This window comes from Rhizobium yanglingense, assembly GCF_977109285.1.
The window spans coordinates 1317714-1337627 of the sequence record NZ_CDSAWY010000005.1 but is presented as its reverse complement, the minus strand read 5'-3'; the positions used below and the strand labels follow the sequence as shown (position 1 = coordinate 1337627).

17 protein-coding genes and 1 pseudogene are annotated in these 19914 nt (G+C 61.3%); 10 read left to right on the top strand and 8 right to left on the bottom strand.

What is annotated here, in order from left to right; all coding sequences use genetic code 11:
• Nucleotides 1-111 precede the first annotated feature (111 nt).
• The 4 genes from dnaA to mutM form a co-directional block, all read right to left on the bottom strand.
• Nucleotides 112-1665, bottom strand: coding sequence for a chromosomal replication initiator protein DnaA (gene dnaA / locus ACW4PC_RS16280; RefSeq protein ID WP_455875037.1), 1554 nt, complete (start codon nt 1663-1665; stop codon nt 112-114).
• Nucleotides 1666-2535: 870 nt separating this feature from the next.
• On the bottom strand, nt 2536-2814 hold the full coding sequence (rpsT, locus tag ACW4PC_RS16275) for a 30S ribosomal protein S20 (protein WP_022713448.1): 279 nt from the start codon (nt 2812-2814) through the stop codon (nt 2536-2538).
• Between the two features lie 193 nt (nt 2815-3007).
• The gene (locus ACW4PC_RS16270; protein WP_455874439.1) at nt 3008-3781 is read right to left on the bottom strand and encodes an enoyl-CoA hydratase; all 774 of its coding nucleotides are present in this window, start codon (nt 3779-3781) and stop codon (nt 3008-3010) included.
• A gap of 10 nt (nt 3782-3791) precedes the next feature.
• Entirely contained in the window at nt 3792-4682 is an 891-nt protein-coding gene (gene mutM / locus ACW4PC_RS16265; protein WP_455874438.1) for a bifunctional DNA-formamidopyrimidine glycosylase/DNA-(apurinic or apyrimidinic site) lyase, read from the bottom strand.
• A gap of 151 nt (nt 4683-4833) precedes the next feature.
• On the opposite strand from mutM, the gene ubiE reads away from it, so the two are divergent.
• The 8 genes from ubiE to ACW4PC_RS16225 all read left to right on the top strand — a co-directional run bounded on the left by ubiE (nt 4834) and on the right by ACW4PC_RS16225 (nt 14659).
• Complete coding sequence (gene ubiE / locus ACW4PC_RS16260) at nt 4834-5610, top strand: bifunctional demethylmenaquinone methyltransferase/2-methoxy-6-polyprenyl-1,4-benzoquinol methylase UbiE (RefSeq protein ID WP_074066405.1); 777 nt, start codon at nt 4834-4836, stop codon at nt 5608-5610.
• Between the two features lie 5 nt (nt 5611-5615).
• Entirely contained in the window at nt 5616-7190 is a 1575-nt protein-coding gene (gene ubiB / locus ACW4PC_RS16255; protein ID WP_455874437.1) for a 2-polyprenylphenol 6-hydroxylase, read from the top strand.
• Nucleotides 7191-7285: 95 nt separating this feature from the next.
• The gene (locus ACW4PC_RS16250) at nt 7286-8869 is read left to right on the top strand and encodes an aromatic amino acid lyase (protein ID WP_455874436.1); all 1584 of its coding nucleotides are present in this window, start codon (nt 7286-7288) and stop codon (nt 8867-8869) included.
• A gap of 28 nt (nt 8870-8897) precedes the next feature.
• The gene (locus ACW4PC_RS16245) at nt 8898-10280 is read left to right on the top strand and encodes a dihydroorotase (protein ID WP_455874435.1); all 1383 of its coding nucleotides are present in this window, start codon (nt 8898-8900) and stop codon (nt 10278-10280) included.
• On the top strand, nt 10277-11557 hold the full coding sequence (locus ACW4PC_RS16240; protein WP_455874434.1) for a Zn-dependent hydrolase: 1281 nt from the start codon (nt 10277-10279) through the stop codon (nt 11555-11557). Before ACW4PC_RS16245 ends, ACW4PC_RS16240 begins: the two co-directional genes overlap by 4 nt.
• The gene (locus ACW4PC_RS16235; protein WP_455874433.1) at nt 11538-12635 is read left to right on the top strand and encodes a DUF917 domain-containing protein; all 1098 of its coding nucleotides are present in this window, start codon (nt 11538-11540) and stop codon (nt 12633-12635) included. Before ACW4PC_RS16240 ends, ACW4PC_RS16235 begins: the two co-directional genes overlap by 20 nt.
• 4 nt (nt 12636-12639) lie before the next feature.
• The gene (locus ACW4PC_RS16230) at nt 12640-12969 is read left to right on the top strand and encodes a TfoX/Sxy family protein (protein ID WP_455874432.1); all 330 of its coding nucleotides are present in this window, start codon (nt 12640-12642) and stop codon (nt 12967-12969) included.
• Between the two features lie 28 nt (nt 12970-12997).
• Nucleotides 12998-14659 (top strand): urocanate hydratase, encoded by a 1662-nt coding sequence (locus tag ACW4PC_RS16225; RefSeq protein WP_455874431.1) that lies wholly within the window; start codon nt 12998-13000, stop codon nt 14657-14659.
• A gap of 34 nt (nt 14660-14693) precedes the next feature.
• Here ACW4PC_RS16225 and ACW4PC_RS16220 read toward each other — a convergent pair whose 3' ends face one another.
• Nucleotides 14694-15077 carry a VOC family protein gene (locus ACW4PC_RS16220; RefSeq protein WP_455874430.1) on the bottom strand — a complete coding sequence of 128 codons (384 nt, stop codon included), beginning with the start codon at nt 15075-15077 and terminating at the stop codon, nt 14694-14696.
• Nucleotides 15074-16312 (bottom strand): MFS transporter, encoded by a 1239-nt coding sequence (locus ACW4PC_RS16215; RefSeq protein ID WP_455874429.1) that lies wholly within the window; start codon nt 16310-16312, stop codon nt 15074-15076. Before ACW4PC_RS16215 ends, ACW4PC_RS16220 begins: the two co-directional genes overlap by 4 nt.
• Before the next feature lie 112 nt (nt 16313-16424).
• On the opposite strand from ACW4PC_RS16215, the gene ACW4PC_RS16210 reads away from it, so the two are divergent.
• A complete protein-coding gene (locus tag ACW4PC_RS16210) occupies nt 16425-17297 on the top strand; it encodes a LysR family transcriptional regulator (RefSeq protein ID WP_455874428.1) in 873 nt (290 codons plus the stop codon).
• 4 nt (nt 17298-17301) lie between these two features.
• On the opposite strand, the pseudogene ACW4PC_RS16205 reads toward ACW4PC_RS16210, so the two are convergent.
• Nucleotides 17302-17480: pseudogene (locus ACW4PC_RS16205) on the bottom strand (LysR family transcriptional regulator); the annotation flags it as partial.
• A gap of 347 nt (nt 17481-17827) precedes the next feature.
• On the opposite strand from ACW4PC_RS16205, the gene coaBC reads away from it, so the two are divergent.
• Complete coding sequence (gene coaBC / locus ACW4PC_RS16200) at nt 17828-19039, top strand: bifunctional phosphopantothenoylcysteine decarboxylase/phosphopantothenate--cysteine ligase CoaBC (RefSeq protein WP_455874427.1); 1212 nt, start codon at nt 17828-17830, stop codon at nt 19037-19039.
• On the opposite strand, the gene ACW4PC_RS16195 is transcribed toward coaBC, so the two are convergent.
• Nucleotides 19026-19835 (bottom strand): class II glutamine amidotransferase, encoded by an 810-nt coding sequence (locus tag ACW4PC_RS16195; protein WP_455874426.1) that lies wholly within the window; start codon nt 19833-19835, stop codon nt 19026-19028. The two genes, coaBC and ACW4PC_RS16195, sit on opposite strands and share 14 nt — an antisense overlap.
• Nucleotides 19836-19914: the final 79 nt, after the last annotated feature.

Genomic DNA, 19914 nt, shown 5'->3' with positions numbered 1-19914 from the left:
AGCGCCGTCGAAGCCGCGGCGCTCACTTCTTGAGGCTGTATAGAAAAAAACTCATAAAAGAAAACGGCCGGAATTGCTTCCGGCCGCAAATTTGAGGTGGAGGGTCGCCGATTATTCGTTGATCAGGCGCTTCAGAAGCTCGATCTCGTGCGAAAGCTTGGTGTCTCCCGCAATCAGCTCCTCGATCTTGCGCACCGCGTGCAGCACTGTCGTATGGTCGCGCCCACCGAAGCGGCGGCCGATTTCCGGGAAGGAGCGCGGCGTCAGCGTTTTCGACAGATACATGGCGATCTGCCGCGGCTTGACGATGACGCGCGTGCGGCGGTTCGAAACCAGCTCCTGGCGGGACACATTGTAGTGGCGTGCGACGATGCGCTGGATATCTTCGATGCGCACGCGGCGCGGCTCGCCGGAGCCGACCAGATGGGCAAGCAGCTCGTCGACCCGCTCGATCGACAGGTTCGGCTCGAAGGAGCGCCGGAAGATCAGCTGATTGAAGGCGCCCTCGAGTTCGCGGCCGCTTGCCGTCACGCTGCGGGCAACGTGCGAGAGCAGTTCGGCCGGGATTTCCAAAGATGGATCTTCCAGACGGGCCGCAGCCAGGCGGCGCTTCAGGATCTCGAGGCGCATCTCGTAGTCCGGCGCATCAAGCTCGATCGCCACACCGCCCTGCAGACGGGATCGTACCCGCGGATCGAGCGATTCCAGCTCCCAAGGCGCACGATCGGCGGCAACCACCACCTGCTTGGCGCTGTCGAGCAGCATGTTCAGCAGATGGCAGAACTCGTGCTGGATCATCTTGCCCTGCAGGAACTGCATGTCGTCGATGATCAGAAGGTCGATATTGCGGAGCAAGTCCTTCAGCGTCAGCGCATCGTTGTCCCGGATCGCCGTTGCAAAACGCCACATGAAGTACTCGGCCGTCAGATAAACGACACGCAGCGCCCGCGGATTTTGAACCGCTGCGTTGGCGATCGCCTGCAGAAGGTGGGACTTGCCGAGGCCGACATTCGAATGAATGAAGAGCGGGTTGAAGCGCACTGCGCCCTGCCCTGCTTCCGCAATTGTTTTTGCCGCAGCAAGCGCAACGCGGTTCGAGCTGCCTTCAACGAAGGTGTCGAAGGTGAAGCGCGAGTCGAGCGGCGAACCGAACAGCGGCTGGCCGACCGTCGCGGGACGGGCGGCAGCGGCGGCCGAAACGGCCTGTTGAACCGCCTGACCAGCAGGCTGAGCAGCAAGAGGGCGACGCATTGGCGTGACCGGTGAGACCGGCTCTTGGGAAGCTGCCTCATCCACCGGCTTCATGCCGGGACGCGTTGCCGTACGGACGAGAATTTCCACCTTCAGGATTTCAGCATCTTCCTGCCGGAAAAGGCTGGTGATGAGATCAAGATAACGGTTGTTGATCCACGACTTGAGAAATGTAGTGGGAACCGAAAGACGCACGACGCTCTTTGAAACCGAATGCAGCTTCAGACGTGCGAACCAGCTTGCATAAACGTCCGGACCGACCTGGGCCTTCAGACGCGCACCAACACGCTCGAAAAGTATGCCATGCTTCATGTCTCCTTTTTCCCCCGCCGCATCCGGGCAAATAGAGCCAAACGCCTGCGGTGCCTTATCCCCATTTTCAAGAGCACCCGTCGTCAATGAATTCATTTGCATCATGCCGCCTTCCAAATTCATTTCACCGGGCGGACATCAGTCAACAGCCGCCCGATCAATTTTCCCCGTTGTGGCATGCCGGCGGCCCTTTCATGGACCATCATGCATGCCGGTTCACACAAACACTGCCCCGCAAAGCGAGACCGACGCAGAGAACCGTGGCGGATACCGCCTTCATGCGGTCTCCGTCATGTTCGCCGCGCCAAGCCGGCTGCCGGACCTCGTTTTCCGACCAGCCTGCCCGAACGCAAATTTTACTGTCCCCATCCCCTTCAGCTCCCTTGAACATGGAGCCGCCGAGCGCACAAAGCATCTTCGTTCCGTGACCAGCCACGGTCCCGGTGTAAATAGCTCAACTGCTTGAAAAAACGGAGAGATAGCTACTCCGTGACAAATGACACAAACTCATCGCCCTGCCGGTGTGGCAGTTTAGACCTGAGCCTTTGCAGGTGATGTCCGCGCCCTTTGCTGGAAGTCATTTAGGCAGGATCGGTTGCCGAGATCAATGATGAATTTTACGCAAAATTAAGAAGCGACCATTGACTCCGGGGCCTGCTTTTGGGCGTCACGCCAATGTCAAAAAAGAATCGCAGGAGAATCAAGGAGATTCCCGAAGTGGGTATTTTGGACACGCATTGAAAGAAAAAAAATAAAAATCCGCTTGACTCACAACTAAGCCTGCCGGAACGCAGAAGAGTCGCTCAAGCTGGAAACATCCTTGCGCAACTATTTGATTTTAAACAATTTTTCATGTCACCCCAGTGACACGAAACAGTCGCCAAATTAACCAATCCGGAGATGATCATCAGAATCGAAAAAGCCCGGCTTGATTACCGGGCTAATCATAACGATCAATTTGTTAACGAAAGATTATGCGGTCGCAGTCGCCGACAGAGCCTTCACACGGGCAGCGAGCCGCGAGACCTTGCGGGATGCCGTGTTGGCGTGGACGACGCCCTTGCTTGCAGCGCGCGCGAGTTCCGGCTGCGCTGCGAGGAAGGCTTCCTTTGCCTTGGCAGCATCACCAGCTGCAAGTGCCTCTTCGACCTGGCGAACGAAAGTGCGAACGCGCGAGCGACGAGCCTTGTTGACGTCGGTACGGCGGGCGATCTTGCGGGTCGCTTTTTTCGCCGAAGTTGTATTGGCCATGGATGCCTCTCTCAAGAATTCGAACAAACTCCGCCATCACCGCGGGCCCTGCGGCCACAACCTTCAGCAATGCGGGAGCATAAACGGAAAACCTGATCGGCTTCCCGAACCGTGGGCGGGCATATAACTCTAAAGCCGGCCCGCGTCAACGCGCATTTTCAAGGAAACGCCGCCTTTCTCCGTGGAATGAAGATCAGCGGTGTTTAAAGGCCGGTTTGCGCTTCTCGATGAAGGCCGCCATGCCTTCCTTCTGATCTTCCGTTGCGAAAAGGCTGTGGAACAGACGGCGCTCGAAACGCAGGCCCTCCTCCAGCGTGGTTTCCAGCGCGCGATTGACCGCCTCCTTGGCCATCAGCACCGAAGGCTGCGACAGCGACGCAATCTTGTCGGCCGCCGCCAGCGCTTCGTCGAGCAGCCGTTCGGGCGCGACCACGCGCGAAACGAGCCCAGCACGCTCGGCTTCCGCCGCATCCATCATGCGGCCAGTCAGCACCATATCCATAGCCTTCGACTTGCCTACCATACGCGTCAAGCGCTGCGAGCCGCCCATGCCGGGGATGACGCCGAGCGTGATTTCAGGCTGACCGAATTTCGCAGTGTCCGACGCTATGATAAAGTCGCACATCATGGCCAGTTCGCAGCCGCCCCCGAGTGCGAAGCCGCTGACGGCAGCGATCACCGGCTTGCGGGCCTTGGCAATCTCGTCCCAGCCGCTGATGAATTCGGCCTTATACATATCGGCAAACTGCAGCGGCTGCATTTCCTTGATATCGGCGCCGGCTGCGAAAGCGCGTTCGGACCCGGTCAGAACGATTGCACCGATCGCCTCGTTGTCGTGGAAATCTGCAACGGCCTGCTTCAATTCCTTCAGGACGGTGGAATTCAGCGCGTTCAGTGCCTGCGGCCGGTTCAGCGTAATCAGACCGACATTGCCGCGGGTTTCGACGATCAGCGTTTCATAGGCCATGTTTGCCTCCCTATTTCTGGCAGTCCGGGCAATAAAAGGTAGAACGCCCTGCCTGCACGATGCGCGAAACCGTACCGCCGCAACCGGGTGTGCGGCAAGGCAGACTTTCGCGGTCATAGACCGAGAAGGAATGCTGGAAATAGCCGAGCGAACCGTCGGTCTGGATATGGTCGCGAAGTGACGAGCCGCCGGCCTTGATCGCATCGGCGATGACGCTGCGGATAGACGCGACGAGAAGACCAAGCTGCTCCTTCGGCTTTCCGGTTTTGGTGACCAGGGTTTTCGCAGCGCGTGCCGGCATCAGGTGCGCCCGCCAAAGCGCCTCGCACACATATATATTGCCGAGACCAGCAACGTTTTTCTGGTCGAGAAGGGCGCCCTTCAGGGGCTGTGCCTTTCCCGCAAAGCGTTCTGCCAGATAGATGGCACTCAGTTCGTTGCCGGTCGGCTCCGGCCCGAGGCCGAAAAGGAAAGGACTGTTCTGAAGCTCTGAGCGATCGGCGATATCCATGAATCCGAAGCGGCGTGGATCATTATATATGACGCGGCGCTCACCACCCTTGCCTTCCAGATGGAAAATCGCATGGTCATGCTTCTCGTCCTTCGACCGCTCGTAGCGAAAATCGCCTGGCGTTTGGCTGACTGGCCCCTGCTCGACGCGGAAGGAGCCAGACATGCCGAGATGGGAGATGATGGTCTTGCCGCTGTCGAGGTCGATCAGCAGGTATTTGGCGCGGCGGCCAAGCCCGATAATGGTGCGGCCCGAAACCTGGTCTTCGAAATTTTCCGGAAAGGGAAAGCGCAGATCGCCGCGGCGAAGCTCCAGCCGCTCGATGCGCGCGCCCTCCATGGCGGGCGAAAGACCACGCTTCACCGTTTCGACTTCTGGCAATTCCGGCATCTTAACCCATCTGTATTTAAACGTGTTTCAACTGCGGACGATGTGGGTTATAGCGCCAGTAAGCCGCGGGTATTACCCGCCTCCACAGATAGCGTCTCAAGCGGCCTTTCGCTATGGTCGCCGTACCGATTTCGAGTAACGGAGTAGTCCGATGTCACAAAGCCGTACTTCCGCCAATGGCGGCATGGAAACATCCTACGGCTTCCGCGAGGTGCCGAGTGGCGAGAAGCAGGGTCTCGTCAATGACGTCTTCCATAAGGTCGCCAGACGCTACGATATCATGAACGATGTGATGTCGATGGGCATGCACCGCGCCTGGAAGGATGCGATGGTCGCGGCGCTTAATCCGCGCAAGGAACCGGGCTACAAGGTGCTGGATGTTGCGGGCGGCACGGGCGATATTGCATTCCGTATCGTCGAAGCATCGAACCGCATGGCGCATGCGACCGTGCTCGACATCAACGGCTCCATGCTCGGCGTCGGCGCCGAGCGGGCGGACAAGAAGAGACTCTCCGACAATCTCACCTTCATCGAGGCCAATGCCGAGGACCTACCCTTTGAGGCCGGCACCTTCGATGCCTATACGATCGCCTTCGGCATCCGCAATGTGCCGCACATCGACGTGGCGCTCTCGCAAGCTTATCGCGTGCTCAAGCGCGGCGGCCGGCTGCTCGTGCTGGAATTTTCGGAAGTGGACATGCCGCTTCTGGACAAGGTTTACGAGGCCTGGTCTTTCAATGCCATTCCGAGGTTCGGCAAGGCGATAACCGGCGACGCCGAGCCCTATCAGTATCTTGTCGAATCCATCCGCAAGTTCCCGAACCAGGAAAATTTCGCGGAAATGATCCGTAAGGCCGGCTTTTCGCGCGTGACCTATACCAGCTACACCGGCGGCATCGCGGCCCTGCACTCGGGCTGGAAGCTTTGATCTAAATGAGTGCTTTCGGAGCATATTTTCGGCTCGTGCGGGTCGGCTGGATTCTGGTGCGCGAGGGCGTTGTTTCGGCGCTCCCTTCGGAAGGCTTGCCGCCTTCCGTGAGCCTTGCCAAATCCTTTGTCGGCCTGTTTGCGCGCAGCCGCGCAAAAGCCAAGAAACGCAGCGATCGGCTGGCCCAGGCAGTCGAGCGGCTCGGACCTTCCTATGTGAAGATCGGTCAGTTTCTGGCGACCAGGCCGGACGTCGTCGGCGTCGAATTCGCCGACGACCTTTCGCAGCTTCAGGACCGGATGGCCTTCTTCCCGATTGCGGCGGCAAAGGCGAGTATCGAAGGCTCGCTCGGTCGCCCGATCGAAGAGCTTTATGCGACTTTCGACGATCCGATTGCCGCAGCCTCTATTGCGCAGGTGCATCCTGCAGAGGTGAATACCCCCAATGGCCGCAGGAAGGTCGCCGTCAAGGTGGTGCGCCCCGGCGTACGGCAGCGTTTCGCCCATGACATCGAGGCAATGTATCTCGTCGCCGGTATGCAGGAGCGCTTCATGCCCTCGAGCCGGCGGCTGAGGCCGGTCGAAGTAACGAAAACGCTCGAGCAGTCGACCAAAGTCGAAATGGACCTCCGGCTTGAGGCGGCTGCACTTTCGGAGATCGCCGAAAACACGGGACAGGATCCAGGCTTTCGCGTTCCGAAGGTGGATTGGGAACGCACCGGCCGCGACGTCATCACCATGGAGTGGATCGACGGCGTCAAGATGTCCGATGTCGAGGGGCTGCGCGCTGCCGGGCACAATCTCAACACGCTTGCTGATGTCCTCATCCAATCGTTCCTGCGCCACACGCTGCGCGACGGCTTCTTCCATGCCGACATGCATCCCGGCAATCTCTTCGTCGATTCAGGCGGCATGATCGTCGCCGTCGACATGGGTATCGTCGGCCGGCTCGGAAAGAAGGAACGGCGCTTCCTCGCCGAGATCCTCTATGGCTTCATTACGCGCGACTACGTGCGTGTTGCCGAGGTCCATTTCGAAGCAGGCTATGTGCCAGGCCATCACAATGTTGAAAGTTTCGCGCAGGCAATCCGGGCGATCGGCGAGCCGATCCACGGCCAGCCTGCTGAAACGATCTCGATGGGCAAGCTGTTGACGCTGCTCTTCGAGGTGACTGAACTTTTCGACATGCAGACCCGGCCCGAACTGGTCATGCTGCAGAAGACCATGGTGGTCGTCGAAGGCGTATCGCGCATGCTGAACCCGCGTTTCAACATGTGGAAGGCATCGGAGCCCGTCGTCGGCGACTGGATCCGCAACAATCTCGGTCCGAAGCGGGTCATCACCGACCTCAAAGATGGACTGAAGGCTGCCGTGAAGCTTGCGGAAGCCGTTCCGGAAATCGCTGCCCAGACCGAGAAATTCCATCATCAGCTGCTGCATATGAGCGAGCATGGACTGCGCTTTGACGCCGAAACGGCAGACGCGATCGGCAAATCCGAGGCCCGCTACAGCCGGTCCGGCCGCCTGGCGCTCTGGATTGTCGCGTTGACGCTTCTCTATATAGCCTGGATGCTGAGCTGAGGCTCAGACACAAACAATTACATGCTGTGTTCGGCATTTGGGATATCTCATAATGCGCAGTGCTCGCTTAGTCTCGCATTCAAGGAGACCTGCAGATGAAGCATGAACGCCCCGGCATCGAACTTTCCGGCCAACCATTCGGCTTTGCCGAGATGGTGAGGATAGGCTCCGGCAGGGTGGCGCTTTCTGCGTCGCCGACAGGCATGGCACGCGCGGAGATCGCGCGTTCCGTCGTCGAAGAAGCGATCCAGGCTGGCATTCCCGTTTACGGTTCCACCACCGGAGTCGGCGCGATGAAGGATGTCGAATGGTCGGCGGAGGAACTCGACACCTTCAACCTCGGCCTCGTGCGGGCCCATCACTTCGGCACCGGCACACCATTTTCCAGCGCTGTCGTGCGAAATGCCATGGCCATCCGCGTCAATACCGCGCTGACGGGCCAGGTCGGGTGTACGCCGGAACTCATAGAAACCTATCTGCGGCTGCTCAGGGCCGACCTCATCCCGCTCGTGCGGCGCACGGGCTCGATCGGTTGCGCCGATATCGGCCTCATGGGACAGATCGGTGCGGTTCTGACCGGCGTCGGCGAAGCCGTCTATCGCGGCAAGCGCATGCAAGCGGCCGATGCCTTCAGGGCAGCGGGGCTGGAACCGGTCACCATGGCGCCCCGCGACAGTCTCGCTTCGCTCAGCATCAATGCCGTGAGCTTTGCAGCCGCCGCCGAGGCAACTCGCAATGCGGCGGCTTCGATCCGCGTTCTGCTCGCAACCGGTATGATGGCGGCCGGCGCGCTTGGCGCTTCCCGCGACCCCTGGCGGGCAGTGCGCCATGTCGGTACCCCGCGGGAAGCGCTGATCGGCTCGTGGCTGTGCAATGCCTCGGACGCCTGGGAATGGCCGGTCGCGACCCACGTGCAGGATCCGCTCAGCCTTCGCATGATCGCACAGGTCTTCGGCGCCGTGATCGAGAACCTGCTCTCGACCGGTCACAAGATCCTTGCTGCCACCGGCCGCTCTGACGACAACCCGGTTGTGGTCGAGGGTCGGGTGATGACGTCCGGCGGTTCGCTGCCCCTCGATGTGACGATCCTGCTGGAATCGGCGGCACTGTGCATGGCGCATGCAGCGCGCAACGCCTTCAACCGCTGTGTCTTGCTCGGCAACGGACAGCGGCGCGACCTACCGGTGAACCTCGTGCCACCAGGCCGAATCGCAACCGGTTTCGGCCCGATCATCAAGCTTGCCGGCGAGATCTTTTCACGCGTGCTTTCCATGTCCAACCCGGTATCCGCCCAGTCGCTGGTGGTTGCAGCGGGGCTTGAGGACGAAGCGGCTTTCCTGCCGCTGGTCATAGAGCGCTTCGAGCGGCAGATGCAGGCGCTGAAGCGTCTTGCTGCCCTCGAGGCTCTGCTGGCAGCACAGGCGGTCGACATTCTCGGCGACCGGCCCGAGGGCGTTGCGGGCATGATCTACGATGTCGTGCGCAAGCACGCCGATTTCTACACCGTAGACCGGCCGCTTTCGGCCGAGGTTGAAGCGATTGAGGAAGAACTTGGATCCGACGAATTCGCTTCGAAGCTGATCGAGCAGGTGCCGATCGCCGCATTCGACGACTTCTTCGCGCTCGGCTCGCTCGAGCGCATCGAACGGAGATTGACGCAGGACGCACTCGTCATCTGAGCTTTTGAACCGGATACGGAGGAACAGCATGGCTGATTTCGACCTCGTTCTGCAGGGTACCGTCGTGCTGCCGGAGCGCATCCTCCAAGAGGGTTATGTTGCAGCCCGCAATGGCAAGATCGCCGAGGTCGGCATCGGCGTGCCGCCTGCGGCCAGGGAGCGGCATCTGCTCGGCAAGGCGCTGGTCCTGCCGGGTGCGATCGATGCGCAAGTGCATTCGCTCTCCCAGAAGGATCAGGAGGACTTCATCTGGTCGACGCGTTCGGCGGCGGCTGGCGGCGTAACGACGATCGTCGACATGCCCTATGACGAAGGCAATCTCGTCTGCTCGGCCGAAGCGGTGAAGAAGAAGATCGATCACGCGAGCCCTCAGGCGCGCGTCGATTTCGCGCTCTACGGCACGGTCAATCCGCAAGAAGGTGCGGCCCGAATCCGCGAAATGGCGGATGCCGGCGTTGCCGCCTTCAAATTCTCGACCTTCGGGACCGATCCGAAGCGTTTCCCGCGCATCCCGCCCGCCCTTCTCGACGAATGCTTTGCGGCGATCACGCCGACCGGGCTTTCGGCCGGTGTCCACAACGAAGACGACGAGGCAGTGCGCACCTACATGGAGAAGGTCAGGGCAAGCGGCGTGACGGACTGGCGGGCGCACGGTCTCTCGCGTCCGCCGATCACAGAGCTGCTTGCCATGCACACGATCTTCGAGACCGGGGCCCATACAGGCTGCCCGGCGCATGTTGTTCATTGCTCGCTCGGCCGCGGCTACGACATCGCGCGCGCCTATCGCCGCGACGGGTTCGAGGCGACGGTCGAATGCTGCATTCACTACCTGACGCTTGACGAGGAAAACGACGTGCGGCGCCTCGGTGGCAAAGCAAAGATCAATCCGCCCATCCGGCCGCGCGCCGAGGTGGAAACGCTGTGGCGGAAAGTGGCGGAAGGCAACGTCTGGCTGGTTTCGACCGATCATGTGAGCTGGTCGGAAAATCGCAAGACCAATCCGGACATGCTTGCAAATGCCTCCGGGGTGCCCGGGCTCGAGGTCATGGTGCCGTTGTTCGTCAAGGGAGCGCTCGAACGCGGCATCCCGCTCACATGGGCTGCGAAGTTGATGGCGGAAAATCCGGCGAAACATTTCCGCATCGACCACATCAAGGGCGCGCTGACGCCCGGCAAGGATGCCGACATCGTCGTGCTTGAACCGCGCGAAACCGTCTATGATGCTGCCGCGAACGGCAACAATGTCGTCGGCTGGAGCCCCTATAACGGCATCCGTCTGCCATGGACGATTTCGGCGGCATATCTGCGCGGCAGCCAGATAACCGATGGCATGAAGGTGCTTGCAGAGCCCGGCACGGGAAAATTCGTCCGCCCGTGGCCGCGTCAGATCATATCCGGAGGAGCTGCATGAACCGCAACCTGCCCGTCAACGCCGATCGCATCGCCGAGGATATCGCTGCGCTGGCGAAGATCACCGAGCCCGATCATCCATGGACACGCCGGGCTTTCTCGCCGCTCTTTCTTGAAGGCCGCGCCTATATCGAAGCGCGCATGAAGTCAGCCGGGCTGGAGACGCGGATCGATGCCGCCGGCAATCTGATCGGACGCAGTGCAGGGACGAAACCAGGTCTTGGCACGATTATGGTCGGCTCGCATTCCGATACGGTGCCGGACGGCGGACGCTTTGATGGTATCGCCGGGGTGATCTCGGCGCTGGAAGTCGCGCGCGCGCTCAAGGACCAGGGGATCACACTGGAGCATGACCTGGAAATCGTCGATTTCCTCGCAGAAGAGGTGAGCATCTTCGGCGTTTCATGCGTCGGCAGCCGCGGCATGACCGGGCAACTTCCCGAAGCCTGGCTTTCGCGCAAGAGCGGCGAGCGCGATCTGGCACAAGGCATCTCCGGTGTCGGCGGCGATCCGGCGACGCTTCTCGCGCAGCGGCGTCCGGACCTCAAAGGCTTCCTCGAGCTGCATATCGAGCAAGGGCCGGTGCTTGAGAACGAGAAGAAGGATATCGGCATCGTGACGGCGATTGCGGGCATCACCCGGATTGAAGTCACCGTCGAGGGCCGGGCGGACCATGCTGGTACGACGCCGATGGATGCCCGCGCGGATGCGCTGGTGGCGGCCTCGCAACTGGTGCTCGATATCCGCAATGCGGCAGCGGAGCGGGCGAAGACGCCGGGTCATTTCGCTGCGACGGTCGGCGAATTTAGGATCGAGCCGAATGCGGCCAACGTCGTGCCTTCCAAGGTGGTTCTGCTCATCGACGGACGCGCGGAAATTCGCAGCGACATGGAAGCCTTCTGCGAGTGGCTCGATGCGCATGTCATCACGCTTGCGATCGCCCACGGCGTCATGATCAATTCACCCGGTCGCGTATCCGACAACTATCCGACGCCCGGTGATCCCAGCCTGCTGAGGACGCTGGAAAACGCCTGTGAAACCGTCGGTGCCGAACATCGACGCATGGCCTCCGGTGCAGGGCACGATACGGCATGGATCGCCAAGGTCGCGCCGGCCGCGATGATCTTCGTGCCATGCAAGGAAGGGCGCAGCCACTCGGCCGACGAATGGGCAGAGAATGACGACATCGCACTCGGCGCCGCCGTGCTTTTCGAAGCTGTGCGCGAGATGGACAGGACGCTGGAAAGGGAGACTGAGGATGGGGCGCATACTCGTTGAGAAAGACGTCGAGGCGGCGGTCAAGGGCGGCTCGGTCTATGCAGCGGGCGGCGGCGGCTGGGCCGATCACGGCAGGATGCTGGGGTATGCTGCGGTCGGCATCGGCAAGCCGGAGCTCGTTTCCGTCGACGAGTTGAAGGACGACGACTGGATCGCGACGGCCGCGGCAATCGGCGCGCCGGCTTCCACGACACCCTGGGAAATGCAAGGCATCGACTATGTGAAGGCCGTGCAGCTATTGCAGGACGAGCTTGGCGAACGGCTTTGCGGGCTTATCATCGGGCAGAACGGCAAATCCTCGACGCTGAACGGCTGGCTGCCCTCGGCAATTCTCGGCACCAAGGTTGTCGATGCTGTCGGTGATATCAGAGCACATCCGACCGGCGACATGGGCTCGATCGGCATGGCGGGCTCACCGGAGCAGATGATCCAGACGGCGGTCGGCGGAAACCGCGCTGACAACCGCTACATCGAGCTTGTGGTGAAGGGTGCGACCGCGAAGATTTCGCCGATCCTGCGCGCTGCCTCCGACCAATCGGGCGGCTTCATTGCCAGCTGCCGCAATCCGGTGCGGGCATCCTATGTGCGCAAGCATGCAGCACTCGGCGGCATCTCGATGGCGCTTGCCCTCGGCGAAGCGATCATTGCGGCGGAAAAGAAGGGCGGACGGGCCGTCATCGATGCGATCTGCAAGACAACCGGCGGCAGCATCCTCGCAGAAGGCGTGATTGCCAAGAAGGACGTCGTCTACACCAAAGAAGCCTTCGATATCGGCACGATCGTCGTCGGCTCCGGCGCCAGAGCCGTGACGATGCATGTGATGAACGAGTACATGGCCGTCGACGACGCCGATGGAGCGCGCATGGCAACTTTTCCCTCGGTCATCACGACGCTTTCGCCGGACGGCGAGCCGCTCAGCGTCGGCCAGCTCAAGGAGGGTATGCATGTCTTCATCCTGCATGTGCCGATGGAGATCATACCGCTTTCCGCAGGCGTGCTCGATCCGACCGTTTATCCGCCCGTGGAAAGGGCGATGGGTATCGAGATTGCGCGCTACGCCCTGGCGGCAAGGGCCTGACGCCATGGCGCGAGATGCTGGCCTTGAGGAACTGTTGAGGGAAGAGCTCGGCGGCCTGCCCGGTCTCAGCGAAAAGGCGATGTTCGGCGGCTTGGCCTTTCTGTTGAACGGCAACCTTCTTTGTGGTGCGCGCGAAGATGGCATGCTCGTGAGGCTCGGCAAGAGCAATGACGGCTGGGCGCTGGAGCTGCCAGGCGTCGTCCAGATGATCTCGGGCGGACGGGCGATGCAGGGCTGGGTTCGCGCGGACGCCCGTGTCTATGGCGAGAATGCGCTGCGCAAGCGTCTGCTCGATGCCGCACTCGGCTATGTGCAAACGCTGCAGGTGAAATAACAAGACAGGACTTGAGGAAGGACATCCCATGCCGAAGCCCAATCCACGTCATCCGAGATTTCCGATTCCTGGCGGGCCGGAGTTGCGGGCCAAAGGGTGGCGGCAAGAAGCGCTGCTGCGCCTGCTCGAAAACGTGCTTGCCGTCGGCGAAGACCCGGACAATCTCGTGGTTTATGCTGCGCTCGGCAAGGCGGCGCGCAACTGGGCGGCGCACAAGGGCATCGTCAAGGCGCTGACCGAGATGGAAGAGGACCAGACGCTGCTGATCCAGTCCGGCAAGCCGATCGGCCTGGTAAAGACTCACGCCAAGGCCCCGCTCGTCATCATGGCGAACTGCAATATCGTCGGACAGTGGGCGAAGGCCGAAGTCTTCTACGAATTGCAGCGCAAGGGGCTGATCTGCTGGGGCGGGCTGACGGCAGGCGCCTGGCAGTATATCGGCAGCCAGGGTGTCATCCAGGGAACGTATGAAATCTTCATGCGCATTGCCGAGCGGCGTTTCGGCGGCGACCTCTTCGGCCGCTTCGTGCTCACCGCCGGTCTCGGCGGCATGGGAGGGGCTCAACCGCTTGCTGGCCGCATGGCGGGCGCTGCAATCCTCTGCGTCGATATCGATCCGGAGCGGGCAAAAAAGCGTCAGCAAATCGGCTATCTGCAGGAGATTGCACCTGATCTCGATGCCGCGCTACAAATGATCGACACGGCCGTGAAGGAAAGGCGCGCACTATCCGTCGGCCTCGTCGGCAATGCGGCCGAGGTTTACCCAGAGATCGCCCGGCGCGGCATCGTGCCGGATATCGTGACGGACCAGACCTCGGCACACGATCTCGTCTACGGCTATGTTCCGAAGGGCATGAGCCTTGCCCAGGTCAAGGCACTTCGCGACGACGGCCAAGGCCAGTTGATGGCGGCAAGCCGCGCCTCGATCGTCCAGCATGTGACGGCGATGCTGGAGTTCCAGAAGAACGGCTCCGAGGTCTTCGACAACGGCAACCTGATCCGCACACAAGCGAGAGACGGCGGCGTTGCCAATGCCTTCGACATTCCGATCTTCACCGAAGCCTATTTGCGCCCGCTCTTTGCGCGCGCTATCGGTCCCTTCCGCTGGATGGCGCTGTCGGGAGAAGCAAGCGACATTGCAAGGATCGACGATCTGCTGCTCGAAATGTTCCCGGATAACAAGATCATCACCAACTGGATCCGGCTTGCCCGCGCGCATGTGCCTTTCGAGGGCCTGCCGGCGCGGATTGCCTGGCTGGGCCACGGCGAGCGCACCGCGCTTGCCCGTCGCGTCAACGAATTGGTCGCAAGCGGAGAGCTGAACGGTCCTGTCGCCTTCTCCCGCGACCATCTCGATGCCGGCGCCATGGCGCATCCAAACATCATGACCGAGCGCATGAAGGATGGCTCCGATGCGATCGCCGACTGGCCGCTGATCGATGCGATGATGCTCTGCTCCTCGATGGCTGACCTCGTCGTCGTCCATTCCGGCGGAGGCGGCTATGCCGGCTACATGACCAGCTGCGGCGTGACTGTCGTTGCCGACGGCACCGAGGCCGGCGACGAGCGGCTCGATCATGCGCTTACCAACGACACGGCGCTCGGCGTCATGCGCTATGCGGATGCCGGATACGAGGAGGCGCTGGACGAAGTGCAAAACAAGGATGTGCCGTATATCCGATTGAGTTAGCACGTAAGACCGAGCGCCTTTGCCTAAGGATCCCTCAGATGGGATTGGAGACCTCGATGAGATTGCCGTCCGGATCGCGGAAATAGATGGAGCGGATCGTGCCGTTGGCGCCGGCGCGTTCGACGGGTCCTTCCTCGATTGCAACATCTGCTGCGTCCAGATGCGCGATGACCTCGGCGAGAGCTGTTTCGGCGATAAAGCAGAGATCCGCCGAACCCGGTACCGGTTGGTTGGCTTTGGGATCGAATTCGCGCCCGGCCTGGTGAAGGTTGATCTTCTGATTGCCGAATTTCAGCGCCTTGCGGCCTTGGGCGAATGTTTCCACGGACATGCCGAGGACTCGGCGGTAGAACTCGCACGTCGCCTCGATATCGGCGACGGTCAGGACAAGGTGATCGAGGTGGCTGATGCGGATCAAAATTTTCTCCTCGAAAGGCTGCGTGCGGCGCAGGCCGCCGCAAAGGCGAGGGCCAGCATGCCGAGCGTGAAGAAGACGACGGCCGTCCAGCCTTCGATGGCGAAGAACCAGCCGCCTGCCGAGCCCATGACGCTCGAACCGACGTAATAACCAAGCATATAGAGCGACGAGGCGTGTCCCTTCGTGCCTCTGGCAAGCTTCCCGACGAGGCCGCTTGCGATCGAATGGCTCATGAAGAAGCCGCTGGTGAGCACGACAACGCCGAATATGATGACCGGCAGGAAGGCGGAAAGCGTCAGGGCGCTGCCAACGGCGGTAATTGCAATTCCCGTCAGCAGGACAGCGAAGTGGCCGAAGCGATCACCCAGTATGCCACCGACCGAAGAGGCGCCGATGCCGAAGAGATAGACGGTGAAGATCAAGCCGAGTTCGGTCTGCGTCAGGTCATAGGGTGCTGCGACAAGCCGGAAGCCGGCATAGTTGTAGATGGTGACGAAGGAGCCCATCGCCAGAAAGGCAATGGCGAAAATGAACGGCAGCGCCGGATTGCGCATATGCGCGAGCCAGGCTTTCAGATGAAACTTCGGATCGAAGCCCGGGCGGCGGACAAAATTGCGCGAGGCGGGCAGCAGCGCAATGAAGCCGGCTGCCGCAGCCAAGCCGATCGCACCGATCAGAAACATCGCCGGCCGCCAGGTCAGGTATTCCGCGAAGATACCGGTCAGCACCCGGCCGGACATGCCGCCGAAGGCGGTGCCACCGACATAAAGTCCCATTGTAGCGCCAAGGCCGCGCGGGTCGATTTCTTCGGCGAGATACGCCATCGCAACGGCCGGAACGCCGCCAAGCACGAAGCCCTGGAGGGCGCGGATGACAAGAAGCAGGTGCCAGTCCGGCACGAAGGCCGTTGCAATCGTCAGTGCCGCGGCACCGACGAGCGAGATTGACATCAGGCTACGGCGGCCAAGACCTTCCGAGATCGCGGCTGCGCATAGAATGGCAATGGCGAGGAAGCCGGTCGACAGCGAAAGCGAAAGCGAGCTTTCCGCGGGGCTGACGGAGAATTCGTCCGCAAAGATCGGCAACAGCGGCTGCACACAATAAAGCAGCGAGAAGGTGGAAAAGCCTGAAAGGAAGAGTGCAAGACTGGCACGTCGGTAGGAAGCCGTGCCACGCTGCAGGTATTCTTTCGCCGGGGACGCCGCCGGTGTTTCGATCGGGGAAATGTCGCTCATTCTGGCTGCAGTCTTGTGCATGGCTCAAGCCTTTCTCCATTCATCTAGTCAGAAGGGCATAAGCTGTCCAATATATGGAACTGATGTTTCCGATAGGTTTTGGAGATACCGCATGGAGCTTCGGCACATCCGCTATTTTCTGGCGGTCGCGGAGGAAGGCAATTTTACCCGGGCCGCGGTGAAACTCGGCATCGGCCAGCCCCCGCTCAGCCAGCAGATCCGCGATCTTGAAGCGGAAATCGGCGCGGCCTTGTTTCACCGCGTGCCGCATGGCGCGGAATTGACGGCGGCGGGCGAGGCGTTTCTCGGCGAAGCCAAGGCGTCACTTGCTTCCGCCGAGAAGGCGAAACTTGCCGCCCAGCGTGCCAATCGCGGCGACACGGGCAAGCTGGCGCTCGGCTTTACGGCCTCCTCAGCGTTCAATCCGGTTGTCAGCGCCACGATCAGGCGGTTTCGAGCGCAGTGGCCGGAAGTACGGCTGTCTCTGACGGAGATGAATACGTTGGCACTGATGGAGAAACTCAATCGCGGCGAGTTGGATGCGACCTTCATGCGCCCGAGCCTCGACGATCCGCCGGGTGTGCGCCTGAAACGTCTCGATGACGAGCCGATGGTGGTCGCCCTGCCCGCAAACCATCCGCTGGCGAAACACGAACGCCTGTCCCTGGCACTGCTGTCAAATGAGCCGTTCATTCTCTTCCCGCGGCTGGTTGGCCTCAGCCTCTTCGACGATGTCGTGCTCGCCTGCAGGAAGGCGGGTTTCGAACTGACGGTGGCACAGGAAGCACCGCAGATTTCCTCTGTCGTCAATCTGGTTGCGGCAGAGCTCGGCGTGTCGATCGTTCCGGCATCGATCGCACAGATCAGGCTCGATGGCGTCGCCTACCGTCCGATCGACGGGCCGCCTGCGGTCGCGCGGCTGGCCCTCGCGGTGCTGAAGACGCAGCGCTCGCCGGTGACGGAAAATCTGATGAGCCTGCTTTGACCTGCCCTGCAGGATCCCAATAAGGCGGATCGCCGAAGGCTTTTTTCAGGTGATCGGCTATGGCGCGGAGTTTGGCGAAGGGTTGCGGCCTTGCGGATGTGCCATGTAGACGGACTCCGCTTCGGGCCTGTAGCCGACATCTATCTCGACAAGCTTGCCTTCGCCGATTGCCGGACCTGCAATGATCTTTTCAAAAGCGCCTTCTCTGATCGCTAATGAAGGGCCTTGCGGGCGCCTGGCTTGCGACGCTGCTCTGGATGATCGCTTCAAAGCGGCTGCCGCTTGCGGTTGCCGCACAGTTGATCGTTGCAGAAAACGGCCTTTGGCCTGATCTTCGGCTTCGTTTTCGAGAAACGCCTGCCAGCGGTCGCGGAAGCAGGCGGTTCCATTCTCCAACTCGGCGGCGTCGGGCTTGCGATCGCGATCTTCACTTCGAATGGTCGGAAAGCTTAGCAGCGCCGTGGTGATTGCATGTTATCCGCCAAAGGCTTAGGGTCGGTAGTGGTCAACAAGGCGACGGATAGAAGGCCATGGCTCTCAGCGGCAAACGCATCCTGCTCATCATTTCCGGCGGCATCGCCGCCTATAAGAGCCTCGACCTGATCCGGCGCTTGCGCGAGTGCGGTGCTTCGGTGCGTCCGGTGATGACGAAGGGCGCGCAGGAATTCGTGACGCCGCTTGCAGTCGGCGCTCTTGCCGCAGACCACGTCTTCACCGATCTCTTTTCGCGACAGGACGAACAGGATGTGGGCCATATCCGGCTTGCTCGCGACTGCGACCTCGTTCTGATCGCGCCGGCAACGGCCGATCTGATGGCCAAAATGGCAAATGGTTTCGCAGATGACCTGGCCTCGACCGTTTTGCTCGCGACGGACCGGCCGGTTCTTGCCGCGCCGGCGATGAACCCCAAGATGTGGTCGCACGCGGCGACGAAACGGAATTTCGACGTCCTGAAGGGTGACGGCATCCGTTTCGTCGGCCCGATGGCAGGCGAGATGGCGGAGAGCAAGGAGGCCGGCATCGGCCGCATGGCTGAACCGCTGGAGATCGTTGCCGCCGCCGAAGCGTTACTTGACGATGGGCCGAAGCCGCTTGCCGGACGCAAGGCGATCGTCACCTCGGGACCGACCCACGAACCAATCGACCCCGTCCGCTACATCGCCAATCGTTCTTCCGGCAGGCAGGGGCACGCGATTGCCGCAGCACTTGCGAAGCTCGGTGCAGATGTCGCACTCATCTGCGGACCGGTGGCAATTGCCGATCCCGTCGGCGTCAGGACGATCCATGTCGAGCGCGCCGAAGAAATGCGCGATGCGGTGCTCGCTGCACTGCCGGCCGATATTGCCGTCATGGTGGCAGCCGTAGCCGACTGGCGCGTGGCCTCGGCCGCCGATCAGAAGATCAAGAAGCATCCGGGCGAATCCATCCCGACGCTGGCGCTGACCGAAAACCCGGACATCTTGAAGGCGGTCGGCCACCACACGATGCGGCCGACGCTGGTGATCGGCTTTGCGGCCGAGACGCAGGATGTCGAAAACAACGCCAAGGCGAAGCTCGAGCGCAAGGGTGCCGACCTGATCGTTGCAAACGACGTCTCGCCGGCGACGGGCGTCATGGGCGGCACGCGCAACAGCGTGAAGCTGATCGGCCGAAGCGGCGTCGAGCAATGGCCCGATCTCGGCAAGGAAGAGGTTGCGGAAAAGCTGGCGGCGCTGATTGCCGAACGCTTCAGGCAGGGATAGCGATACCCGCCGCTGCGCTGATGGGCTTTTTTGGCTTGAAGGCCACGACCTCGATGCCGCTCTCGCCAATCGTGACGGCGCTGCCGTCCGGTATCTCGGCCCAGGCATCGATGTCGTCATTCAACGGCTCGGAAACAAGGCAATGTCCCTGGCGCATCGGTGAGGCATAAAGTGTCGGCGCCTTTCGATCTGTCGCATAACGAATGCCGTAGAGCGACCGGCCGTCGGAGAACGCGGCGGTGAAACGTACATGAGCGTGGCCCAGGATGTTTTCAGCAAGCCCTTCGACGAAGCTCACCATCTCCGCCATCGCAGTAAGCGGCGCCCGGCACAAACCGAATTGCAGGGCGATCAGGAACATCAGCTCGGAATCGGTCGTGCCACTGCGGACATTGAAGAGCTCGTCATCAAGCATCGCCTCCATGGAACGGCGCAGGCGCTCGAAGCCGCCGATCTGGCCGTTGTGCATGAAAGACCAATTCCCATGCGTGAACGGATGGCAATTGTCGCGCCGTGTGCCGCCGCCGGTGGCTGCGCGCACATGGGCCAGGAAAAGCGGCGAGCGGATTTGGCGCGCCAGGCTCTTCAGATTGCAGTCGGACCATGCGGGAAGGATATCGCGGTAGCGGCCGGGCTCCGGCCGGTCGCCGTACCAGGCAATCCCGAAGCCATCGCCGTTCGTTGCGGTCTTGGCGCGGGTGGCGCAATGGGATTGTTCGATGAGCGAGTGGGCGGGCGAGGAAACCAGCTCCTCGAGATAGAGGGGGTCTCCACGATAGGCTGCCCAGCGACACATGCTTTTCTGACTCCGTAACCCGCCGTCCTGGCGAGGGACTGGTTGGAAATGCCCGATCGATTGTCGAGCGCGATGGTGA